Annotated in this window: 21 protein-coding genes; 2 read left to right on the top strand and 19 right to left on the bottom strand. The window is 35.9% G+C overall.

What is annotated here, in order from left to right; genetic code table 11:
* Positions 1–264 precede the first annotated feature (264 nt).
* Together H2677_RS15240 and H2677_RS15245 are read left to right on the top strand one after the other, a co-directional pair.
* Positions 265–1,470, top strand: coding sequence for an amino acid aminotransferase (locus H2677_RS15240; protein ID WP_112987170.1), 1,206 nt, complete (start codon positions 265–267; stop codon positions 1,468–1,470).
* Positions 1,471–1,725: 255 nt separating this feature from the next.
* On the top strand, positions 1,726–3,096 hold the full coding sequence (locus H2677_RS15245; RefSeq protein ID WP_212639623.1) for a phosphohexomutase domain-containing protein: 1,371 nt from the start codon (positions 1,726–1,728) through the stop codon (positions 3,094–3,096).
* A 64-nt stretch (positions 3,097–3,160) separates the two neighbouring features.
* Here H2677_RS15245 and pgi read toward each other — a convergent pair whose 3' ends face one another.
* From pgi to H2677_RS15340, 19 genes are all read right to left on the bottom strand, one after another.
* Entirely contained in the window at positions 3,161–4,783 is a 1,623-nt protein-coding gene (gene pgi / locus H2677_RS15250) for a glucose-6-phosphate isomerase (protein ID WP_235702185.1), read from the bottom strand.
* Between the two features lie 50 nt (positions 4,784–4,833).
* Positions 4,834–6,093: a nucleotide sugar dehydrogenase gene (locus H2677_RS15255; RefSeq protein WP_212638865.1), complete on the bottom strand. Its 1,260-nt coding sequence runs from the start codon at positions 6,091–6,093 to the stop codon at positions 4,834–4,836.
* A gap of 16 nt (positions 6,094–6,109) precedes the next feature.
* The gene (gene galU / locus H2677_RS15260; RefSeq protein ID WP_125299730.1) at positions 6,110–6,985 is read right to left on the bottom strand and encodes a UTP--glucose-1-phosphate uridylyltransferase GalU; all 876 of its coding nucleotides are present in this window, start codon (positions 6,983–6,985) and stop codon (positions 6,110–6,112) included.
* Between the two features lie 13 nt (positions 6,986–6,998).
* The gene (locus tag H2677_RS15265; protein ID WP_212638866.1) at positions 6,999–8,873 is read right to left on the bottom strand and encodes a nucleoside-diphosphate sugar epimerase/dehydratase; all 1,875 of its coding nucleotides are present in this window, start codon (positions 8,871–8,873) and stop codon (positions 6,999–7,001) included.
* 141 nt (positions 8,874–9,014) lie between these two features.
* Entirely contained in the window at positions 9,015–10,187 is a 1,173-nt protein-coding gene (locus H2677_RS15270; RefSeq protein WP_112987047.1) for a DegT/DnrJ/EryC1/StrS family aminotransferase, read from the bottom strand.
* 96 nt (positions 10,188–10,283) lie between these two features.
* Positions 10,284–10,943 (bottom strand): acetyltransferase, encoded by a 660-nt coding sequence (locus H2677_RS15275; protein WP_125299727.1) that lies wholly within the window; start codon positions 10,941–10,943, stop codon positions 10,284–10,286.
* Complete coding sequence (locus H2677_RS15280; RefSeq protein ID WP_125299726.1) at positions 10,940–11,548, bottom strand: sugar transferase; 609 nt, start codon at positions 11,546–11,548, stop codon at positions 10,940–10,942. Before H2677_RS15280 ends, H2677_RS15275 begins: the two co-directional genes overlap by 4 nt.
* Entirely contained in the window at positions 11,541–12,761 is a 1,221-nt protein-coding gene (locus tag H2677_RS15285) for a glycosyltransferase family 4 protein (protein WP_125299725.1), read from the bottom strand. The genes H2677_RS15280 and H2677_RS15285 overlap by 8 nt, the downstream gene beginning before the upstream one ends.
* Before the next feature lie 57 nt (positions 12,762–12,818).
* The gene (gene wecC, locus H2677_RS15290; RefSeq protein ID WP_125299724.1) at positions 12,819–14,078 is read right to left on the bottom strand and encodes a UDP-N-acetyl-D-mannosamine dehydrogenase; all 1,260 of its coding nucleotides are present in this window, start codon (positions 14,076–14,078) and stop codon (positions 12,819–12,821) included.
* 34 nt (positions 14,079–14,112) lie between these two features.
* Entirely contained in the window at positions 14,113–15,243 is a 1,131-nt protein-coding gene (gene wecB, locus H2677_RS15295; RefSeq protein WP_125299723.1) for a non-hydrolyzing UDP-N-acetylglucosamine 2-epimerase, read from the bottom strand.
* Positions 15,244–15,360: 117 nt separating this feature from the next.
* On the bottom strand, positions 15,361–16,161 hold the full coding sequence (locus H2677_RS15300; RefSeq protein ID WP_125299722.1) for a glycosyltransferase family 2 protein: 801 nt from the start codon (positions 16,159–16,161) through the stop codon (positions 15,361–15,363).
* 1 nt (position 16,162) lies between these two features.
* The gene (locus tag H2677_RS15305; protein ID WP_212638867.1) at positions 16,163–17,419 is read right to left on the bottom strand and encodes an O-antigen ligase family protein; all 1,257 of its coding nucleotides are present in this window, start codon (positions 17,417–17,419) and stop codon (positions 16,163–16,165) included.
* A gap of 230 nt (positions 17,420–17,649) precedes the next feature.
* Positions 17,650–18,798: a glycosyltransferase gene (locus H2677_RS15310; protein ID WP_212638868.1), complete on the bottom strand. Its 1,149-nt coding sequence runs from the start codon at positions 18,796–18,798 to the stop codon at positions 17,650–17,652.
* Between the two features lie 208 nt (positions 18,799–19,006).
* Positions 19,007–20,422, bottom strand: a complete 1,416-nt coding sequence (locus tag H2677_RS15315; protein ID WP_212638869.1) for a lipopolysaccharide biosynthesis protein — start codon at positions 20,420–20,422, stop codon at positions 19,007–19,009.
* A gap of 24 nt (positions 20,423–20,446) precedes the next feature.
* Entirely contained in the window at positions 20,447–21,565 is a 1,119-nt protein-coding gene (locus H2677_RS15320) for a glycosyltransferase (protein ID WP_171455789.1), read from the bottom strand.
* A gap of 4 nt (positions 21,566–21,569) precedes the next feature.
* Positions 21,570–22,649: a DegT/DnrJ/EryC1/StrS family aminotransferase gene (locus H2677_RS15325; protein ID WP_212638870.1), complete on the bottom strand. Its 1,080-nt coding sequence runs from the start codon at positions 22,647–22,649 to the stop codon at positions 21,570–21,572.
* A 1-nt stretch (position 22,650) separates the two neighbouring features.
* Complete coding sequence (gene wbpD / locus H2677_RS15330; RefSeq protein ID WP_125299898.1) at positions 22,651–23,229, bottom strand: UDP-2-acetamido-3-amino-2,3-dideoxy-D-glucuronate N-acetyltransferase; 579 nt, start codon at positions 23,227–23,229, stop codon at positions 22,651–22,653.
* Positions 23,226–24,176 (bottom strand): Gfo/Idh/MocA family protein, encoded by a 951-nt coding sequence (locus H2677_RS15335; protein WP_125299897.1) that lies wholly within the window; start codon positions 24,174–24,176, stop codon positions 23,226–23,228. Before H2677_RS15335 ends, wbpD begins: the two co-directional genes overlap by 4 nt.
* Positions 24,177–24,202: 26 nt before the next feature.
* Positions 24,203–25,498, bottom strand: coding sequence for a nucleotide sugar dehydrogenase (locus tag H2677_RS15340; protein WP_125299896.1), 1,296 nt, complete (start codon positions 25,496–25,498; stop codon positions 24,203–24,205).
* Positions 25,499–25,504: the final 6 nt, after the last annotated feature.

Raw genomic sequence — 25,504 nt, forward strand, 5'->3', positions numbered from 1 at the left:
ATTTTATTGCAATTGATCTACGCTCAATTTTGTATATCTTTGGACTCATTAATATTGCTTATGCTACGACTATGGTATGACAGCTTGATTGTAGACAATCTTTATAATCGAGCACTTTGCTACAAATTTTTGTAAGTAAATACTGCACTAGAAATGTAAATAACAGCGTGCTTCATCATCGCTTTATTGGTACATTATTGGGCATCTGGAGCAGCGCTCCACAAGACACATCCATGCACCTTGTTGAATAAAAGGACATTGTTAATGTTTCAACATATCCCACCTTATGCAGGCGACCCAATTCTCTCTTTAATGGAACAGTTCAACGCTGATCCACGCGCTGAAAAGGTTAATTTAAGTATTGGTTTGTACTACAACGAAGACAGTATCGTTCCACAGCTCGAAACTATTATCGAAGCTCAAAAACGTATTGCACCTAAAAATACTCAAACCAAACTTTATCTACCAATGGAAGGTTTTAAACCTTACCGTGATGCGATTCAAGCGTTATTGTTTGGTGCAAATAGCCCTGCAATTCAACAAGGTCGTGTTGCTACTATCCAAACGCTTGGTGGTTCAGGTGCATTAAAAGTTGGTGCAGATTTCTTAAAAACTTATTTCCCAAATTCAGAAGTGTGGGTAAGCCAACCAACGTGGGATAACCATGTTGCGATTTTCAACGGTGCTGGCATCAAGAGCAACTACTATCCATATTTCGATGCTGAAACACGTGGCGTTGATTTTGATGGCATGTTGTCGACATTAAAAACTTTGCCAGAGCAAAGCATCGTGTTGTTACACCCTTGCTGCCATAACCCGACAGGTGCGGATCTAAATCCAGCACAGTGGGATCAAGTGATTGCGGTATTAAAAGAGCGTAACTTGATTCCATTCCTCGACATCGCTTATCAAGGCTTTGGCGATAGCATGGAACAAGATGCTTATGCGATTCGTGCTTTAGACCAAGCTGGTCTGAACTTCATCGTAAGCAACTCGTTCTCTAAAATCTTCTCACTTTATGGTGAGCGTGTTGGTGGTTTAACTTTCGTATGTGACGATGCTGAAGCAGCAAAATGCACATTCGGTCAGTTAAAAGCAACTGTACGTCGTATCTACTCTAGCCCACCAACAACTGGTGCATGGTTGGTTGATCAAGTATTAAATGATGCTGATCTCAATCAACAATGGCAAAACGAAGTTAAAGAGATGCGCGAACGTATTATCAAAATGCGTAGCATCTTAAAAGATGAGTTGACTAAAGCACTTCCTGAGCGTGACTTTAGCTACCTTGTAAACCAAAAAGGTATGTTCAGCTATACAGGTTTGACAGGCGAGCAAGTCGACACCTTACGTGAAGAATATGCAATTTACCTCGTTCGTAGTGGTCGTATCTGCGTTGCAGGTTTAAATATGAATAATATTTATAAAGTTGCAAAAGCAATGGCTGAAGTGTTAGCAAAATCAGCTTAAAATCCCCTTGCGGAGCTATAATCGCTCCTCATCTCCCTTTCAAAAGGGAGACTTTATGAATCAAAAAAGGTTGTTTCACGTGAAACAACCTTTTTTATTTTTACAAAACCAGCTTCATTAAAACTAAAATTTATCCGACAACTAGAGCCAAGAATAAATGTGCTGAATGATTAAATCTGTATCATTCAATGTTCAATCTAGCTCAGTCTTTGTATACTGCAACACATGAATAAACAACAAACAGCACCTTTAAATATGACTCAACTGACCTGCTTTAAAGCCTACGATATTCGCGGAAAACTAGGCACTGAACTCAATGAAGAAATTGCCTATAAAATTGGTCGTGCATACGGACAAATCTATCAACCTAAAAAAGTGGTGATTGGTTGTGACATCCGTCTGAGTAGTGAAGGCTTAAAGCAAGCAACCATTCGTGGTCTTAATGATGCAGGTGTCAATGTTCTAGATTTAGGCATGACGGGTACCGAAGAAGTTTATTTCGGCGCTTTCCATCTTGATGTACAAGGTGGCATTGAAGTTACGGCGAGCCATAATCCAATGGATTATAACGGCATGAAATTAGTTCGTGAAAATGCACGTCCAATAAGTGCTGATACGGGATTAAAAGACATCCAAGCACTCGCTGAATCAGGAACTTTTACCGAAGTTGAGCAAAAAGGTACAACTAAAAACTATAATATTTTGCCAGAGTTTGTTGATCACCTATTAACCTACATCGATCCTCAGAAAATTAAACCATTCAAACTGGTGGTAAATGCAGGTAATGGTGCAGCAGGCCATGTCATTGATGCGATTGAACAGAAATTCCAGCAACTGAATATTCCAGTTGAATTTATTAAAATTCATCATGAAGCCGATGGAACTTTCCCTAATGGAATTCCGAATCCGATCTTAATTGAAAACCGAGACAGTACCCGTGATGCTGTGCTTGCGCACAATGCAGATATGGGCATTGCATGGGATGGTGACTTTGACCGTTGCTTCCTATTCGATGAGAAAGGTCAATTCATCGAAGGCTACTACATTGTTGGCTTATTGGCACAAGCATTCTTAATCAAACAATCTGGCGAAAAAATTGTGCATGATCCACGCCTAGTTTGGAATACCTTTGATATCGTAGAGCAATACCAAGGTATCGCAGTTCAATCAAAATCTGGACATGCTTTTATTAAAGATGTGATGCGTGAACACAATGCTGTTTACGGTGGAGAAATGAGTGCACATCATTATTTCCGTGACTTTGCTTATTGTGATAGCGGTATGATTCCTTGGTTACTCACCATAGCTCTACTCTCAGAAACAGAAAAATCACTCTCAATACTCGTTGAAAATATGATTGCCAAATTCCCTTGTAGCGGCGAAATCAATTTTAAAGTAGCAGACACACAAGCAACGGTTCAAAAGATCTTTGATCATTATGCAGACCAAAATCCATTAGTAGACCGTACAGATGGTGTTAGCCTTGATTTTGGTGCATGGCGTTTGAATGTCCGCGCATCGAATACAGAACCATTACTACGCTTAAATATTGAAAGTCGTGCTGATAAAAATCCGCAACCTATGCAAAATTATGTGGATGAGTTAACTGGATTGATTCAATCCTAAGCTATAAAAACAGCCGAGCTATATTTACGCTTTAGTTGCAAATATAGCTCAGCTCAACATTTTACTATTCTTTTTGATTCAACAATATTCTTAATAAACCTTGTGTTGAAGTATCAAATAAAGATAAATCCTCTTGCTCTCGGTTCAAAATAGGTAAGAGTTGGTTGGCAACTTCTTTTCCTTTCTCTACTCCCCATTGATCAAAAGGATTGATATTCCATAAGACGGATTGTACGAACACCTTATGCTCATACATTGCTATCAACATCCCTAAACTATATGGATTAAGCTCTTTTAACAAAATGGTTGAACTTGGTTGATTACCTTCATATTGTTTATATCTTGGTAATTCATTTAATTCATCTTGTGAAAGTGCTTGGTTCCCAAAAGCCAACAGGCGTGATTGGGCTAAACAATTCGATAATGCCAAATGATGCTGTTCTATCAAGGCATCCGCATTTTCAGCATAGGTAAATTGATTAGAATTATAACGTTTTACAGGCGCGATAAAATCACAACTGACTTTATGCGTTCCTTGGTGAAGTAATTGATAGAATGCGTGCTGCGCATTGGGTCCAACTTCACCCCATACAATTGGGCAAGTAGCTAAGCTAACCTTTTCTCCATCCCGTTGAATAGATTTACCATTAGACTCCATTTCAAGCTGTTGTAAATAGGCAGCAAAATATTTAAGGCGACCATCATATGGCAAAACAGCATGTGTTTGGATATCGAGAAAATTATTATTCCACGCGCCTAACAAACCCATCAGAACAGGAATATTGAGCTCAAATGATGTGGTTCGGAAATGCTGATCTATCGCATGAGCTCCTGCTAGAAGCTGTTTAAAACCCTGAATTCCGATCGTTAATGCGATCGGTAACCCAATACAAGACCATAGAGAATAACGACCACCAACCCAATCCCACAGTAACAATTGTTTATCAGCTGCTATTCCCCATTCCGTCATTTTCTCAGGTTTAGTTGAAACCCCAATAAAATGATTCTTGAGAATTTTGTCATTGTAACCTAACGCCTTTTCAAGCCATTGACGTACGGTTTGTGCATTAGAAAGCGTATCAATTGTGCCAAAAGACTTCGATGAAATAATAAATAGCGTTGTTTCAGGTCGCAATTGATGCAAAAGCTCAGATAACTGGCTACCATCCATTGTAGAGACAAAGTGGACAGCTAAAGGTTTTGCAGTTGGCACTTTAAAATCAGACAGCGCGTGAGTCACCATTAGTGGACCCAAATCTGAACCGCCAACACCAATATTCACGACATCTTGAATTACCTCACCGGTAGCGCCACGATATTGACCGCTATGAATCTTTTCTACTAAGGCATACATGCGATCAAGTTGCACATGTACTTGTTCAGTAATTTCGGGTTGAAAACTAGAATCCTTTGGCAGCCGCAATGCCCAATGCATTGCTGCTCTTTGCTCCGTATAGTTAATCAACTCTGTTGAAAATAATTTCTGAATCCATTGCCCTAAATTTCGCTCATCTGCTAATTCAACTAAACCATTTATTATGCTTTGATTGATACGGTGTTTACTAAAATCTAAAACAATTTGATCATATTCAACTGAAAAATGATTAAAACGCTTTGAATCTTCAGCAAATAAGGTATTGAGATGAGTATCAATCAATTGATTTTTTAAAGAAGATAAGCTTTCCATTGCAGAAGACTTCTGCGTCAAAGACATAGATTGGTTAGGTTGAGTCATCATTAACGCCCCACGCCCATATAAGCAAAACCTTGTGCTTTCACATAATGAGGGTCATAGATATTACGACCATCCAAAATCAAAGGATGCTCCATCTGCTGCTGCAATCGCTTAAAATCAGGGCTCCAGTATTGTTTCCACGCCGTTAAAAGGCAAAGGGCATGAGCATTCTGAACAGCTTCATATTGATTTTGAAAGAGAATCAAATCTGAGCGTTGCCCATAAATCATTTCAATTTCATCTAAAGCCTGTGGATCATGCAAATGGACTGTAACACCTTGTGCCCATAGTGCTTTTAGCATGTGATGGATAGGTGATTGTTGGATACTGGAGGTATTTTCCTTAAAGGAAGCCCCCCATATTGCTATTGTTTTACCTTGCAAATCACCATGATAATAATTCCATAATTTACGGAACAGAATTTCTTTTTGCTGCTCATTAATATCCCAAACTTGTGCAAGTAACTGACTTTTAACTCCTGTATTTGCTACAGTACTAGCCAATGTCAAAACATCATGGGAAAAGTTTTCACCACCAAACCCCGCTCCAGGTGATAAATAAGCAGAGCCTATCCGATTGTCTGCAGCCATGCCTTGACGTACTGAGGCAATATCTATTCCAAGTTTTTCGGCGACTACAGCCAAATCATTTATGTAACTAATACGGGTCGCCAACATGCCTGAGATGCTAAGTTTAGTAAACTCGGCATCTAGGATGGGCATAAACAAAAATTGCTGTTCCAAAGGGAAAAAAGGTCTTAATAACTCTTTTACTTTGCATTGAGCACGATGATCCAAACAGCCCACGATCAATTGCTTAGCTTGGGTTAAGCTCTGCAAAGCATTACCTTCTTGGATTGTGTCAGGTAAATATACCCAATCATCCTCTGCAAGTATTTTCTGCATCTTTTCAGTACCATGCAGACCAAAAGTAGATGCATTAATCATGAGTTTTGGATGGATAATATTTCGCTGCTTTAGCCTACTGAGCAACTGATAAACGAAAGTTTCTTGGGTTTGGTTAAAACTAAATAAATACCCATCTATATCTAATGGCAACTCAGAAAGAGCTGCGTAGTTCAAAAAGCCACTTTTTAATTGTTTTTCTAATAGTTGATTAACATTCTCATCATGAAATGCATATTGCAAATTATTTTCATTGTTTTGAGTATCTGAACACCAAAAAACCTGATGTCCAGATTCAGATAAAAGTACGGACATTACTCCCGCATATAAAGTATTGCCAAATATTGCAATTTTCATAACCGTTAACCCTAAATTACAGGGCTAACTCACGAATTAAGCCCTTAAAATCAGCACCTAGCTTTGGATGCTCAATACCATAGTGCAATACTGCTTTAAGATAACCAATCTTACTGCCACAATCAAAGGTTTGACCTTTCATTCGATAAGCCTCTACAGCCTCAAGTTGTTGCAAGCTTGCAATTGCATCAGTAAGTTGTATTTCATTGCCCGCGCCTTTAGGCGTATCTTGCAATAATTGCATAATTTTAGCTGGCAAAATATAACGCCCAACAACGGATAAATTTGAAGGTGCTGTACCTACTGCGGGTTTTTCTACAATACCTTTCATGATGATGCTTTCACCTTCATTCGGTGATTGTGCAACATCTACTATGCCATACTGATCCACTAAATGATCAGGCACTGCTTCAACCATAATTTGTGCAGCTTGTGACTGTTGAAAACGCTGAATCATCAACGATAAATCATTTTCAACTGCATGGTCTTTAACCAAGACATCAGGCAACAAAACGGCAAACGCTTCGTCACCAACAATATCTTTCGCACAAAGTACAGCATGCCCCAGACCTAATGGTTGCGGTTGGCGTACACTTACGACACTGATATGTTTAGGTAATATATCGGTAATTTCTTTCAATAAATCAAATTTCTTTTTTTGTTCCAGCGTCGTTTCAAGCTCAAAATTTCGATCAAAATAATTTTCAATAGATGCCTTAGATGAATGCGTGACTAAGATGATCTGTTCAATACCTGCATCAACGGCCTCTCGAACAACATACTCAATCGCGGGGCGATCTACAACAGTCACCATTTCTTTAGGAATCGATTTACTTGCTGGCAAGAAACGTGTACCTAACCCTGCAACAGGCAAAATTGCTTTTTTGATCATAGATTTTCTCTAATTAATTTACTCGAACTTCGCCACTACGTTTATAGCCATCAACATAATGTTCTAACTGGGTTAATGCCCAATCTATATCTTGCTCAACAGCAGTCATTTGGTTGATTTTACTAAATACCGATTGAATTTCGTGTAATGGAAAATGTTTTTCAAACGAACGTAAAATACGAGTATGCTCTGTGTATTCAGTATTATCCTGATCAATCAATAGCTCCTCGTAAAGCTTCTCGCCAGGTCTTAAACCGCTATAAGCGATTTCGATATCGCCATCAGTTTCGCCAGTTTCCCGAACTCTCAAACCACTCAGTTTAATCATTTGTCGTGCTAAATCTTGGATACGTACTGGTTCACCCATATCTAAGAGAAAAACATCACCACCTGATCCTAGAGCACCAGCCTGAATAACCAACTGAGACGCTTCTGGAATCGTCATAAAATAACGAGTGACTTCTGGATGAGTTACCGTAATAGGCCCACCCTTTGCAATTTGTTGCTTAAACAAAGGGACTACTGATCCTGATGAACCGAGTACATTACCAAATCGAACAATACTAATTTGTGTATGAGGCTTAGTTTCAGCAACAGCTTGACAATAAAGCTCAGCCATACGCTTGGAAGCACCCATTACGTTGGTTGGTCGAACTGCTTTATCTGTAGAAATAAGGACAAAGGTTTCAACACCTTTTTTGACAGCAGCATTAAGGCTATTTGCAGTGCCAATTGCATTATTTTTTAGACCTGCAATTGGATTACACTCCACCAAAGGAACATGTTTATAGGCAGCAGCATGATAAACCGTTTGCACTTGATACTGTTCTATAATTCGTTCCAGTTTTTGTTGGTCCTGAACAGTCCCCAATATCGGAATAATTTCACAACTAGCGGCTTGCCTTAACTCTTTATCAATATCATATAAAGCAAATTCTGTTAGCTCATAGAGCACTAACATTTTAGGTTGATTCTTTATAATTTGGCGACATAGTTCTGAACCAATCGACCCACCTGCTCCTGTCACCATCACAATTTTATTCTGTACATTTTTAGATAGTAAGTGCGCAATCGGTGGAACTGGATCTCGACCAAGTAAATCAATAATATCAACTTCTTGAATATCAGAGACTCGTATTTCACCATCAACTAATTGAGTCAGTCCAGGAAGTTCAGTAATTTTTAAATGAGCAGATTCAAACTGCTGAATAATTTCAGTTTTACGAACTCGGCCAACGGATGGAATTGCTAATAAAATCTCATCAATTCTGTCTTTTTCAAAGCGTTGCAATGCCTTTTCAACAGAAAAAACCTTTAAACCACCTACAATTTGACCTTGTAGTGAAGTGTAATCATCTATAAAAAAGACAGGTAAATGGTCATCCGAGCGGTTTAATGCAGCGGCAATCTGTTGCCCAGCATCCCCTGCACCATATATGGCGATTCTCTTACGACCTATGTCTGAATAGAATGAAGCTTTGATAATGAAACGAATAGAAGCACGGCTAACCCATACCCACGTAAACATCATAAATCCGAACATAAATGGGATAGACATCGGAATATATGCATGGGTAAAACTGCTCAGACCATACAAAGCAATCATCGTCAGCGCCACAGCTAGAGCTAATTTAACGATAAAAACTTCATTGAATGTTCTGACAATAAAGTGATAAACGCCTGTAATGACTAAACTGACGATAGCAATCAAACTCACCAACAGGACACCATGTTCAATGCCTGGAATAATTTGTGCACCTAAATCAAATAATCGAATGACATAACAGAGCCATAAGATCACTGGAATAGCTAAAGCATCCAGAAAAACAAGGAAAGTTTGCTTAAGTAGCCTTGGTGCTGAGGCGAATTGATGAATAATCTTTTTCACAATGATCTTCTAATCATCCATTTTTCAGTTTGATCTTTATACGCATTTCTTCTTGAACTTGAAATGACCTTTACATACTGATTACATAATCATAAAAAGCAAGAGTTAGAGCTCATTTCACTCTTGCATGTATTTTTACACTTAGTGAATCGCAGTTTTTACGGTTTGAATTGCTTGAACCGTTTTATCTATACTATCTTTGCTGAGTGTTGGGTGTACCAAGAACATCAAACTTGTTTCACCAAGTTGTTGCGCGTTCTGTAAACGCTGTTCAGGACGCCAAGGTGTACCATCAAAAGCATGTTCCAAATACACCTCTGAGCACGACCCACTAAAGCATGGCACATTTTGCGCATTAATCTCTTGCATAATTCGGTCACGTGACCAACCTTCAGGTAAAGCAGCTAAATTGACTTGTACATAGCATTTATAATGTGCATGTACATAGTCAGTCGAAGGCAAGTGAACTGTAAAATAAGGAGAATTAGCAAATGCTTTCAGAATCTGCTCTGCATTTTCAGTTCTTTTTCGCGTCCACTCCGCCATATGCGTGAGTTGAATACGACCTATCACTGCCTGCATTTCCATCATACGCCAATTTGTGCCAAACGAATCATGTAACCATCTAAAACCAGGAGGATGTTGCTTGCTATAAACACTGTCAAAGCTTTTACCATGATCTTTATAAGACCACATTTTTTTCCAAAGTATTTCATCATTAGTGGTGACCATACCACCTTCACCACCTGTGGTCATAATCTTATCTTGACAGAAAGACCACGCTGAAATGTGCCCGATAGATCCTGCAGGTTTACCTTTGTATCGAGCACCATGAGCCTGAGCACAATCTTCAATAACATACAGACCCTTTTCCTCAGCAAGTTGCATAATCGGATCCATGTCACACATCCAACCTGCTAAATGCACGCAGATAATTGCTTTAGTATTGGGTGTCAAAACAGCTTCAATGGTTCGTCGCGAAATATTTTGAGAATTTAACTCAACATCTGCAAATATAGGATTTGCACCAGCTGTGACAATTGAACTAGCTGAAGCAAGAAAGGTTCTAGATGTCACAATTACATCATCTCCTGCACCGATACCTAATGCTTTAAGTGCTACATCCAATGCAACTGTTCCATTCGCTAAAGCTACCGCATATTGAGTACCAGCAAATGCAGCAAACTCTTTTTCAAATTCACGACACTCCTGTCCCGTCCAATAGTTCACCTTGTTTGAAAGTAATACCTTAGATACGGCATCTGCTTCTTGTTGAGTGAAACTTGGCCATGGTTCAAATGCAGTATTTAACATCTTAATTTACCTTTTCATTGACCATTATCAAAAATGGCATTCTTTCCGCTTTCATCTTACTTATATGAAAAACAATCTTTCTTCATATATTTTGTATTACTTCTTTTCCAAAATATGTGCAGGATTTCCAACAACTGTTACACCAGCCGGAACACTTTTGGTTACCACTGCACCCATTCCAATAACCGCACCTTTTCCAATAACTAAGGGTTTACTGGGTGTGCCCTGTTTGATTACAGCACCTGCCCCAATATAAGCATGGTCCTCAATATGAATATTACCATTACACTTCACACCTGGAGCAAAGGTAACATAGTCACCAATTACGCAATCATGCTCTACATAACTGTATAAATTAGCATGGAAACATTTACCGATTTTTATATTTGATGTAATTGAAACAAAAGGACTTAGTGCTGCGCCTTCTGCCAATTCAACACTATCCATTATTACCACATTATCAGCTTGTACAGTCCACAATCGAAGACCATCCTTGATAAGCTGATTGGCAAGTTTTTCACGAATTTGACTATTTGCAATAGCAATCAATACAAACTTTTGAGCAGCAGCTAAACTTTTAAAAGATTGATAGTTTAATGCGATATGTCCATTTACTACTTGCTGTTCTTGTAGACTGTCATCAATAAAATAGATTTCAGCCGAAATACCAAGACGCTGTAATTGTTGTCGTGCAACAGGCATTAAACTACGACCGCAACCCGATGCACCATAAATCGCATATATAGGGTTACTCATGTTTTATCTTCCGGCTTTGAGCCTGTGAATTTTGTCATCGTCGCCTCTCCAGCTTCATTGATATCATCTTTTGCAATGACCTTCTTCACTGTTTGCAACATGATTTTAAAATCTAATAAAAGTGATCTATTTTCCACATACCATGTATCCAATTTGAATTTCTGTTCCCAACTAATTGCATTACGCCCATTGACCTGTGCATACCCAGTCATACCTGGACGTACATCATGACGTTTAGCCTGTTCTTTGTTGTATAAAGGTAGATATTCCATAAGTAATGGACGTGGTCCCACAATACTCATATCACCTTTAATTACATTCCAAAGTTCAGGCATTTCATCTAGACTGGTGGAACGTAGCATTTTGCCAAAAGAGGTTAAGCGTTCGCTATCTGGTAGTGGGTTGCCCTGTGCATCAACAGCATCCTTCATGGTACGAAACTTAATCATTTCAAACGGTTTACCATGCAGACCTGGACGGACTTGACGAAACAAGACGGGAGAACCTAAATTTTTCTTTACCTTATAAACAACGTAAAAATATAGCGGTGAAAGTAACACCAAAGTAGTCGAAGCAATAACGATATCTAATAAACGTTTAAGCATCTGACGCTCCTGTGACCCAATCAGAAAACTTCTGCGCAAGAATCGAACGATTAAACTGTTCTGTAGCAACTTGCTGACTATTTTTACCCATTTCAACCAATTTTTCACGGTGATCCGCAGCTTGCTCTAGCGCATCAGTAAAAGCTTGAGGATTATCTGGGGGTACAGCAAAACCACATTTTTCTTTAGTAATCAATTCCGCCAACCAACCCGGATAATTATTTAAAACAGGCAGACCTGCTGAAATATAATCAAAAAATTTATTCGGAGAGGTTCCATAATAAAAGGCTGGAACATTGGCCAAAATTTGTAACCCAATATCTGCACTAGCCATAAGACCTGCTAGCTTTGTCTTATTGACAGGATCATGAAAAATCACATTATCCAATTGAAGGTCGGCCGCTCGTTCAAGTAATGCTTTTTTCTGCATACCATCACCAACTAGAACTAATTTAATATCTGTTCTTTGACGCTTTCTTAATTCAACTGCTGCATCTAGCACTGCATTAAGACCATTGGCCAAGCCATGTGTCCCAGTAAAAATTGCCATGAGGTCTGTTGGTTGCACTCCCTCTGGCCGCCATGCTGGATGTTCAGATGCAAAAATATCTAAATCACAACCATTTGGAATTGATGCTACTTTTTCAGCAGCAATCCCTCGTTTAATAATGCCGTCCACAATACCTGGAGACAACCCGACTAAACGATCAGCTGAATGATAGGAGATCCATTCAAGCACAGACATCAACCATAAAACAATTGGGTTTTTGATTACCCCCATCGCTTTAGGCAGCTCTGGCCATAGATCCCTAACCTCAAAAACAAATGGTTTACATCGAAACCACTTGGCAAAAATACCAGGGATACCAGCCGTTAGGGGTGTCGTTGTTGCAAATACAATATCGTATTGTTCAGTTAAAGCAACTTTGATTGATTTAAAAGCAAAACTTAAAAAAATTAAAATACGCTTGAGAAATGAGAGTGAATTTGAATAAGGCAACTCAAATTCAATTATATCAATACCATCGACCATGCCACGACGCATTCCTTTGTTAAAAGGCTGAGTTAAACCCGTTTGACCTGCACCAAAAGAGCCACAAACCATCGTCACTTGATGGTCATTACGAATCAGCGATTGAGCCATAGCATAAGAACGTATACCTGCTGACCCTTTAGGTGTTGAAAAATGCTGATGGAAATATAAAATTTTCAATTTTTCTCTCTTTTCACTCAAAATCCCTTAAAGAAATCATATTATGTCTTTAGTAGCCTATAAAATTCCCTTCGTATCTACTACAAATTCAGGATTTATTTCATGTAAGCCTTTTTTAAACTCTTTGTGTTCTACTAGAATTAAATGAATATCGGCTTGATTTTTTTCTTCCAATTGTATGAGTTGAATATTGGAAGGCATATTTACAGGCAAACTATCAATATTTGGTTCAATTGCTAAAATATTTAAACCTTGTTGTGCTAACTGTTTAGTAATTTCTAAAGAGGGACTTTCACGCAAATCATCAATATCTGGTTTAAATGCTAAACCGTAACAAGCAATAGTAACATCCTGAATCGTCTTATTTGGATTAGCTTGTAAAAACTCTACAATTTTGATTTTAACTTGATCAATTACCCATTGAGGTTTCGCATCGTTAACTTCACGTGCAGTTCGAATTAAACGTGCTTGATCAGGCGATTTAGAAACAATAAACCAAGGATCGACAGCAATACAATGTCCACCTACGCCTGGACCTGGTTGTAAAATATTTACACGGGGATGACGATTAGCTAAAGAAATTAGTTCCCAGACATTAATATCTAATTTTTCACAGATAATTGAGAGTTCATTTGCAAAAGCAATATTAACATCACGGAAAGAATTTTCTGTTAACTTGCACATTTCTGCTGTACGGGCATTTGTTTCAATACACTCACCTTTTACAAAAATTTTGTATAGATCACAAGCTGCAGCTGAACAACGTGGAGTCATTCCTCCAATAATACGGTCATTACTAATCAGTTCTTGCAAAACTTTTCCTGGTAAAACACGCTCTGGACAATGTGCAACTAAAACATCTGCCTGTTCTCCATGCGTTTGAGGAAAAGTTAAATCTGAACGCACTTCAGCTAGCCAAGATGACATCTGTTCAGTAGCCTCTACAGGAGATGTCGATTCTAAAATCACTAAATTACCAGATTTCAAAAATGGTGCTAAAGCTTTCGCTGCGGTTTCAATATATTTTAAATCAGGCTGATAATCGTCTTTAAAGGGTGTTGGAACAGCAACAATATAAGCGTCTGCTTCCGTTGGTAATGTTTGAGCTGTTAATTTGGATTGTGCGACAACATCGCGCACTAAGGCATCTAAATCTGGCTCAACAATATGGACTTTACCTTGGTTGATCATATCTACAGCATGTTGATTCACATCTACACCTGTTACTTTTACCCCATGCGCCGCAAATGTTGCTGCTGTCGGTAAACCTATATAACCAAGACCAATTACACAAATGTGTTTAAATGAATTCTTCACAATAAATACTTCCACAAAATTAGATGGTTAAAAATTAAACTAAATTTATTTTCAGAAAATCTATAATCTTCTTACAAGCACTACCATCGCCATAAGGATTATGTGCAGAAGCCATTTCAGCATAAAGAGTTCGATCCTCAAATAACTTTGTCACCAACTCCACGATTTTATTTACATCAGTACCTACTAACCTTACAGTTCCTGCTTCAACAGCTTCTGGACGCTCAGTTGTGTCTCTCATCACTAAAACTGGTTTACCCAAAGAAGGGGCTTCTTCTTGAATTCCACCCGAATCCGTTAAAATTATAAAGCTTCGATTCATCAAATAAACGAAAGGTAGATAATCTTGGGGAGCTATCAGGTGAATATTAGAAATACCTGTCAAAAGCTCATTGACAGGTTGTTGTACATTAGGATTCAAATGAACAGGATAAATAATCTGCACATTCGGATATTTTTTCGCTAGCTGTGCCAAAGCAGTACATATGTTTAGAAAACCTTGTCCAAAGTTTTCACGACGGTGACCAGTTACCAAAATCAATTTTTTGTTTTTATCTAGAAAATTAAATTCCTGTTCAAACTTTTGTATTAATTGCTGGTCATGTTCTACTTTGTTTCTTACTTGTAATAAAGCATCTATAACCGTATTGCCAGTCACTACTACGTTTTTGGATTTAATATTTTCTTTAATTAAGTTGTTGTAAGAAGACATGGTTGGGGCAAAATGAAAGTTCGCCAAGACTCCTGTTAATTTTCGATTAGCTTCTTCAGGCCAAGGTGAATATAAATCTCCTGTCCGTAACCCTGCTTCTACATGTCCAATTTTTATTTTGTGATAATATGCAGCTAATGAAGCTGCAAATGTTGTTGCAGTATCACCATGTACAAGGATTAAATCAGGTTTCCATATTTCGAATACCTGTTCTAATCCTTTTAATACTCCAGAAGTTATGTCAGACAGTGTTTGCCCTGGCTTCATTAAATCCAGATCAAAGTCCGGATTTAGTTGAAATAAATCAAGAACCTGATCCAACATCTGTCTATGCTGCCCTGTTACACACACCTTCGTTTCAAAGCTATCACTATTCTCTTGTAATTTAATTGCTAGAGGTGCCATTTTAATGGCTTCTGGTCTAGTACCAAATATTAATAAAACTTTTTGCACCTGAAAGTAATCCTTTTAATAAATACATTTATAACTATTAAAACCTCTCTATAAAACAATTTTAAACCACTAAACTAACTAGTTAATTTTTAATAAAATTGCAATTATAGAAAAATATCATCGTAACGATTTAAAAGTTAACCCTAGTCTTTTTATTACTGCTAACAACCTAGTCAAATATAATAAAAAGTTATATTGAAGTGGCGATTTAAAATAAACCAAGGTAAAACTCCACATAATTTTAAAGCCATTTAAAATCTCTTGAGTCATTTTCACTTGTTTTCTCGATGCAGAATTCGGCCTAAGTCTACGATAGTAAATAACCTCTATCGAAGTGGAAGTTATACTTTTAATATTTTTAGATATTTCAAACATAAATAAAGCATCTTCACTTTTATCAAGTTTTAAATCAAACCTATTTACATCTATAACATTTCTTGGTATTAATTTAGAACATGAATTTGACAAATATCTTCTATACTTAATAATATTTTTTGATTTAAATTTATATTTAAAACTCAAATAATCATCAATCAAAACATCTTTACTTTCTTTAAAACCAAACACATTAGAAGTCACTATACCTTCTCCACATGCACTAAAAAGCATTTCATCTAAATAATTTTCGCTCAACAAATCATCATCATCCAAAAATAAAATATAAGGACTGGAGGTGCTTTCTAAACCTAAGTTTCGAGCATTTGATACACCTTTTTTTTCCGTATATATAAAAGAATAATTAAAAGAGAATTGGCTTAAAATTTTTTTTACATCAGAATAATAAGGTTCTTTACACCCATTTAAAACTACTGTAACTTTAAAATTATTAAATGGAATCTTTTGCTTTTGAATAGATTGCAAAGTTTCTATAAGATATGTACCTGGTTGATAGGTTGGAATGATCACGTCTATAAACATACTATACCTTCTTATTTAAATTATATTTAGAAAATAATACAATAAGTGCAATAATGATAAAGAATCGCGAACTTGCATAATCTGCTCGCACCATTCCAGTTATCAAAAGATCAAAGAACAAAGCATAACAAATAAATTTTTGAAGAAGATCAGTTGGAGACTTTTTAATTAAAAGAAATAATTTAAAAAAAATACCCAAAAATAGACACAAACCTACTATTCCCATTTCCACAAGCACATCAACTAAAACATTATTTGATGTTTCAAAAATACTGTAGTTAGTATTCAGGGCCGCAAATTTAAAATTAGTTACTCCATAACCAAAAAGAACTGTTAATATATTTGAGTTTAAAAATGTATCCATAACCTCAAAAATAGTTTTAAATCTAACATCTTCCCCAATATTTTCTAATCGACCAATAACATAGCCGATATTTTTAAATTTATCTAATGCAGTTACTATAAAAAATAAACTTGCCACTAAAAATATGGATACAAAAGTAACATATGTCTTATTTTTAAAATTTGCCACTAAAATCAAAGCCAACCCTAAAGAGCCGATCGCACTAACATAACCCGAAGGTGAAAAAGACAATAATAAGACTAAAGCTCCAAAACAGAAAAAAATTAATTTATTTATATTTTTTTTAAATATAATTAATGAGAGTATCATAAAGTCTAAAACAAATGGGACAAAAAAACTTGGTTCTGATGCTATTCCTGTTAATCGCCCTTGAATATCATAGTCACTTTTACCCACACCATGAACCATACTTCTTGTTTCGAATGGAAATGAACCTATACCTAAATAAATTGATAATGCTTGCCAATAACCAGTCAATATTAGCAAAAAACATCCTACCGCATAGAAAGCGGCCATTTTCTTAGGATAAAAGTGTTTATCATCATAAGCACACAATGATACAATAAACCAAGCTAAAAATGAAAATAATATTACATTTAAAATACGCCCATACATATTTACATCTTTGAAAGAAAATATAGTACTATCTAAAACATATACAACCAAAAAGCCAAAAAGCGTAGATAAAAATATTGCTAAATAATAATTATTTATAATTATAAAAAAAGATCTATCTAATATATTCTTTTTATAAACAAAAACAAAAACAAAAACAAAAACAATTATAGCAAAAAAATAATTAATTAATCTTGAATTCCCATCAAAAGAGACTGCCAAGAAAGATGTTGACAAGAAACAAAGTAATAACAAAGATATCATTTTAGATATATTCAAAAGGCTTCCCTCACTTACTTAATTGACATTTCCTCATGTCTCATCAAGAACCAGAGTAAAATATTGAGACAATTATACATTTATTTTTTATTTTTATCCTTTTTTTAACCAACAAAATCATTTATTTAATAAACAAAATAACAAAAAATCGATTAAAAAACAAATCAACTCTGGCCAAAAAGTTTTTATACTTTAAACTTAGCAAAGTTATAGCATAAAATACATCCTCTTTAATCTTCTGTTAAAACACTTAAAAATTGATTTTTATTATTTTTTGATGAGTTCTTTAAACTCAAATCTTGGCTTCTCAACCTCAAACCTCTCATCAAATTATATTCTTTAGAAATCTTAGCAAAAGTATCAGCCAACATAAGTTCATTACCTTGTTCTACCAAAATTGAACAATCCTCATTAAGAATTTGTCTAAAAATTGGATTATCCCAAGCCACTATTAGATTACCAGAACACATTTGCTCAAGTAAGGCATTAGATAGCCCACCACCCCCCATTGAATTACTAGAAAAAGTTAATGCAACAGAAACATCTATATTCCTTAAAAAACTAGGCATCTCCTGATTATTTAATCCGTTAATAAACTCTACATTTCTTTCCTCATTAGCTAACTTCAAAACATTATTCGCATAACCACCTTGACCAACAATTTTAAAAGAAATATTACTACTCCCTCTTTGGTTAAACAATCTAATAGCATTACAAAACTCAACAATGCCTTTATTTTCCTCTAACCGACCAATAAATGCTATTGATAACTTATCCTCTTTAGGCATTATACTTATTTCATTAAACCATCTTTCTGCATTTACTCCATTATTAATTACCTCATTAGATATACCAATACTAGAATAAAAATCACCTGTATCCTTTCCATTTGTTAAGACACGATCAAAATAAAATTTAAGAAGCATATATTCAATAAAAATTAAAGGTAGTCTTAAAAATTTAGTTTTCATCCCAAATTCTCGTCGACTAATTGTCCTTAACCATATAATTTTTTTTCCTCTATACAGAATAGGAGGATAACTAAAAAAACAAGCTAACATTTCATTTAAACTACCTACCGCTACAACTTTTGAACTTCTATTATTATTTACAGTTATTAAGAAAAATAATTTTAGAATAAACAATAAAGTTAAAGGTAAAAATTTTCTAGCACCTAAATCGATTTGATGATTTTCAATGAGATTATCTCCCTTTATATGAAAATCAACCATATTCTCTGATCTCAACTTTAAAGAGTATAAAACTACTTTCAACTCATCGTTATCTTCACTCATTTCATTAAAAAAATTATTAAACCATGTCTCACGCCCCCCATCAGCATAACCAAATTTAGACATCATAATCATATCTATTTTCATTGCTTAAATTCCTTAACAACCAAAGCCATTTATACTATCTTCAGAAGACCTTTCAACTACTCAGCCTATCAAAACAATATATTCTTCACCAATTTAAATTCTAATAAAGCAATATCAATAATTTCAAATTGATATTTTTTAAGAACCTTAAATTAATTTCCAGAAAAATCCAAAATCACAGTTTAATGACTGCTAGCTACAATTAAAATTAAATCCTTTCTCCATATAAATATTTTCTAAAAAAATCAATAAAAATTTTATTAAACAATATCAAACCTAGAAAAAACATTCCCACCCATATAAAATATATTTCCATTCTTAAATCTTCTAACAAAAGATTTAAACCACTTAAAATTAATAAGCTAACAAGAATTATAAAAATTTTTAGGTGAGATTTTTTCCTCCAAACTAATTGAGAAATTAGAGTTCTTAAAACAAAGAAAATAAAAAAAGCTATCGCCGTTGATATCGCTGCACCAGCTGCACCAAATTTAGGCACAAGAAAATAATTTAGAGTAGCACTACATAACATGGCAATAAAAGCACATAGCATTGAGAACTTTGTTTTTCTAACAACAGATATCCCTATCCCTGTAACTTCAGACAGTGTATATAGTAACGGCCCCAACAAACATACGGTTATTAAATATTGGATATTGTTATATTGTACAGGTAAAAAATAAGGAATTATCCATGAAAATAAGCTACTTAAAACAATAAAAAAATAAATTGCAGCAACAACATACTCTAAAATTAAATCTATTTTTTCATAATCAAAGTTATCCTCACTCATCCATTTATAAACCATAGGTGACCATATCGTATTAAAAATACCTGCAAAAATAGTCACCACTACAGCAATACTCATTGTAATTGAATATATCCCCAACTCGGTATAAGTAGAAAAATGTCTTAAAAACAATCGATCCATGACATTTAATCCCCAAGAAGCTAGGCCTCCAAAGATTAAAGGCCAGCCAAAGCTAAAAGCAGACTTTAACTCATTGATATTAATCTTTTCGTTAATTGCAATTAACCATTCTGATCTTGTATTCCATGCAAATACCAAAAATGCCAAAACAAGTGAAACTGTATTTGCTGTAATTAAACTATATATATCCCTAGAAAAACCTAACCATACGGCATTAATAACAATAAATAAGAAAATTATTTTTGGTAATAACTGACTCATTGAAAAAGCAAATGATTTTTCTTGCATTCTCAAAATAAGGGATAAAAATCTTGAAACTAAAGCAGTGATAAAACATAAAATTGCCATGAAACTTAAAAAAGTACTTGGAATTTCATATAACCACTGCGATATAATTTTTAAATCATAGATTGCTAACAACAAGAATGATAAAACACTGACAACTAAACATGGAAATAAAACCATTTTTAAAAGTGCAGGCTTATTCTTTGACTCATGATATTCACGCACATATGCTTGATCTAAACCAAAGCTAAATAGTAGAATGGCTAAACTTGTCGATACCTGAAGCATTGAAACCCGACCTACATCAGCCGCTGAGTAGAACCAGGTAATGATAGGCAGAGTAATAAAACCTAAAAGCCCTGTACCGATAGGACCTACTGCATAACCGAAAATCTTTTTGGTATTCATAATACTATCTACTAAACCATGTCATTAGACACCAAACATTATTGAATCCCAAATAATAAGGTTTTTCTCCCAACTAGATTCTTTACGAATATATTCTTGAATTTTTTCAGTATTTACCGAAGAACATTTTGCATTTTCATTAATTAATTTAGCCAAATTTTCACCCACTTCTTCTTTTGAATTTATAAGAAGAATTTTGGGTTCAAGTTCCATAAGCATTTCATAAGGCAGCCAATTACCTGTTAATACCCATCCACCCGCATATAGAGTTTCTTGCATTGACCCACTAAACTGATCAGTTGGTTGAATATTAATTAAAATATCTGTTACTAATCTTAATTTAGCTGCATTATGGAAATTTAAAAAATCTTCTAAAATAGTGTAATTAATACTTGGGTTTCTTTTTAATTTTTCTTCTATTGCTACTTTACTATTAGCACCACCGTATCCTAAAGGAAATATTAAATGAATTTTCTCCAATAGACTATTTTCAAATCTTCCTACTTCATCTATTACTAATAATTGCTCATGTGCTAAATTTGCATTATAACCCACCATAATTTTTATTTTATCTTTTGGTAAATTAAAACCAGAACATAACTCAGATTGATTTTCCTTCCTTAGAACATCAATCTCCTGTAAAACAGGCAATCCAAATCTTGCAATTTTAAGTTCTGTCTTGATATTCTTTTTTCTGTTATTAAAAATAGATTTAGTTTTAGGGTTTGTAAAAACAATAACATTAGAGTTTTTATAAATGACATTTTGAAAAAAGATTTTAATTTTCGATGTAACACGATAAAAATCACTTCCCCATACAACAGAAACAATTCTTTTTGCTTTTCTTTTTAAATGGAACATATGTGGAGCAAGAAAGAAAAAAATAGAATGAATTACAATAACATCATAATCATTTTCAAATAACTTTAAACCAGCTTTAATTTTATTAAAGATTTTTAAGTGATTGAGAACTGGTGAACCAGTATTCTTAATAGAACATATTGACACGTTTCTTATACCATCGATCTTTGTTTCGCTGCCCCAAGAAATTAAGTCTATTATGCATCCTTTAGATTTATACTGATAAATAAAATCTTTTACGAAAACTGAATCACCATTTCCAATTACAAGTATTTTTTTCATCATTTTACCTTAAGGCTGTAACAATCTTCGCTTGAGCTTCGATCGTCAAGTAAGGATGCATTGGCAAGCTCATAACCCTCTCAGCAATCGCATCACCAACAGGCAACGTCACACTTAAATCTGCTACTGCAGGTTGCTTATTCAACGGAATTGGGTAATGTACAGCCGTTGGAATGCCTTGAGCTTTTAATTTTTCCTGAATATCTGCACGATTATCGACCTGAATCGTATACTGAGCCCAAGCACTGGTGTTGTGTGACTCGAGATATGGCGTTGTCTGAATATCCACCTCATTAAATAACTGATTATAAACTTCAGCTACTCTTTGACGCGCCTGCATTTCATCATCCAAAATTTCTAATTTTGGTAACAAAATCGCAGCCTGAATGGTATCTAAACGGCTATTCACACCCACGCGGATATGATGATAACGTTTATCTTGTCCATGACGTGCAATCTGACGAATCACTTTAGCCAAATCATCATCGTTAGTAAAAATAGCCCCACCATCACCATAACATCCCAATGGTTTACTTGGAAAAAAACTTGTACAAGCAACCGTACTTAGGTTACAGCTTTTACGACCTTTATATGTTGCCCCAAAGCTTTGAGCCGCATCCTCGATTACTGGTATACCATATTTTTCCGCAATTGCATTGATTGCGTCAAAGTCTGCACATTGACCATATAAACTCACAGGAATAATAGCCTTAGTCCGAGATGTAATCACAGCTTCAAGTTTTTCAACGTCTAAATTATAAGTCTTAGGATTTACATCAACATAAATAGGTTTTGCACCCAAGAGTGCAACTGTCTCTGCTGTAGCAATATAAGTGAAACCTGGAGTAATAACTTCATCACCAGGTCCAATACCAAATGCCATTTGTGCAATTTGTAAGGCATCAGTTCCATTGGCACAAGTAATACAATGTTTAGCACCCACATACGAAGCTAGCTTTTCTTCTAGCTCAGTTACTTCAGGACCTAAAATGTATTGACCATGGGTCAATACATTTTGAATACCAGCATCAATTTTATCTTTAATTCGATTTTGTTGTGCTTTTAAATCAATAAAGTCAATCATATTAACCCTGCTTTGTCAGTGTCGTTCCATCGAGTTGATAAACAGCTCCTGTATGAGAACAGATAGCCTGAGCTTGCCCCTGTAAAGGTAAATCAAGCTGTTCACCAAATTCACTCATCCAACCGATCTGTTTAGCTGGCACACCGACCATCAACGCATAAGCTGGTACATCTTTATTCACTACAGCACCAGCCCCAACGAAAGCATAAGCACCAATGGTAACACCGCAGACAATAGTACAGTTTGCGCCTAGCGTAGCGCCCTTTTTCACTAAGGTATCTCGGTATTGGTCTTTACGCTCAATTAAAGAACGTGGGTTATATACATTTGTAAATACCATGCTTGGGCCACAAAAAACCCCTTCTTCCAAAGTAACGTTATCGTAAACCGATACATTATTTTGGACTTTACAATGGTCACCAATGACGACGCAGTTACCCACAAATACGTTTTGGCCTAAAGAAACGCCTTTACCAATTTTTGCTCCGCCACAGACATGAACAAAATGCCAAACACGGGAACCCTCACCAATTTGTGCACCATCATCGACTATAGCTGTTTCATGTTGATAAAAGCTCATGCTTTTTTCACCTTTGCCAATAGTGGATGTGGATTTTTTGGGTTTTCAACAATTGGAGAAACGCGAATCACTTCAACCGTCTCAATCGCTGCACGGTTTTCTTCTACGCCATAACCTTTACCTTCTAATACACGTTGGTAACTCTGTGTATGTAAATCAGTAAAGCCGCCTGAAAACTCAAGCTCTTCATTTTCAATGGTAATACTACGGTAGGTTAGCTTTTCACCTTGTACAGCATTCTCTGGTAGGTTATTCGCATCAATTGACAAGAACCAACGTACACGCGCACGCTCATATTCTAAATAACCCGAAGCGGTTTTCTCATCACGGAAATGCACTTCATTTTTAACAATTTTGCCAAAAATAAAATGCAGCATATCGTAGAAATGCACACCGATATTAGTTGCAACACCACCTGACTTATTATCTACTCCTTTCCATGATTTTAAATACCACTTACCACGTGATGTGAGATAAGTTAGATCAACATCAAATACTTTATCTGCTGGAGCCGCTTGAACTTTATCGCGTAAAGCTATAATAGACGGATGTAAACGTAACTGTAAAATTGAGTTTACCTTGGCACCATATTGCTTTTCATATTCAGAAAGCATATTTAAATCTTCTGAATTCAGTACCAATGGTTTTTCACAAATCACTTCAATACCATTTTTCAACGCATATTTCATGTGAGGGGCATGAAGATAGTTAGGTGAGCAGATCGCAACATAATCTAGCTTCTCACCTCTTAACTTCTGATCTTCTACATAGGCTTCAAATTCTTCAAATTCTGTAAAGAACTCAGCTTCTGGGAAATGACTATCCATAATCCCCACTGAATCATTCACATCCATAGCAACTGCTAATGTGTTACCGGTTTCTTTAATCGCTTTCAGGTGACGTGGTGCGATATAGCCAGCTGCGCCAATAAGAGCAAATTTTTTCATCGTTTAACTTCTTTTCAATATTTAAATTATAGACGGAATACTGTAAAACCTTGTTCAGTCATGCTTATACGGTCAAATAAACCTTTGACATCGGCAAGAACAGGTTGATTACTGCGCACATAGCTTTTTAGCTCGGCCGCAGACAATTTACGGAATTCATTATGCCCCACCGCAACAACCAGTGCATCGACTGGGTGTTCTGCATTGACCTGACCTAATTCGATCCCATACTCATGCTTGACTTCTTCAGCATCTGCCCACGGGTCTGCAACGACCACTTGAGCACCCCAAGCTTCGAATTCTCTAATCAAGTCAGCGACTTTACTGTTACGGATATCTGGGCAATTTTCTTTAAAGGTAACACCGAGTACGCCAACTTTTGCACGAGGCACATCAATACCATTTTGCAGCATTCGCTTAATGGTATTACGCGCCACATAGCGTGCCATATTGTCATTAATACGACGACCCGCCAGAATGACCTGTGGATGGTAACCCACTTCTTCCGCTTTATGGGTTAAATAGTATGGATCGACACCAATACAATGCCCCCCTACCAAACCTGGGCGGAATGGCAAGAAGTTCCACTTACTGCCAGCAGCTTCAAGTACGTCAATGGTATCAATACCCAGACGATCAAAAATTACCGAAAGTTCATTCACCAAGGCAATATTTAAGTCACGCTGTGTGTTTTCGATGACCTTCGCTGCTTCAGCAACTTTAATACTTGATGCTTTATGAGTACCCGCAGTAATAATGCTGGCATAAACTGCATTTACTTTATCAGCAACTTCGGGCGTACTACCACTAGTGATTTTTTTAATCTTGGTTAGGGTATTTACTTTATCGCCCGGATTGATGCGTTCCGGACTATAACCCGCAAAGAAATCCTGATTAAATTTCAGGCCAGACACACGCTCTAATATTGGAATACAAACTTCTTCGGTAGCGCCTGGATAAACAGTAGATTCATAAACAACGATATCGCCTTTATTAATGATTTTACCTAAGGTTTGACTTGCTTTTCTTAAAGGCGTCAAATCTGGACGATTCACCTCATCAACCGGGGTCGGTACAGTTACAATAAAAAAGTTACAGCCTTTTAAGTCTTCTAAATTTGCACTATAACTTAAGTTGGTTGCTTGACTTAATTCTTCTGGTGAAACTTCCAAAGTATGGTCTTGACCACTTTTGAGTTCATCTATACGTTTTTGTAATATATCAAAACCGATTGTTGGTATTTTTTTCCCAAATTCAACAGCTAATGGTAATCCGACATACCCCAAACCTATAATAGCTATTCTTAAATCGGCAAGTTGCATAAAATT

It is taken from the genome of Acinetobacter junii (genome assembly GCF_018336855.1).
GTDB lineage: Bacteria > Pseudomonadota > Gammaproteobacteria > Pseudomonadales > Moraxellaceae > Acinetobacter > Acinetobacter junii.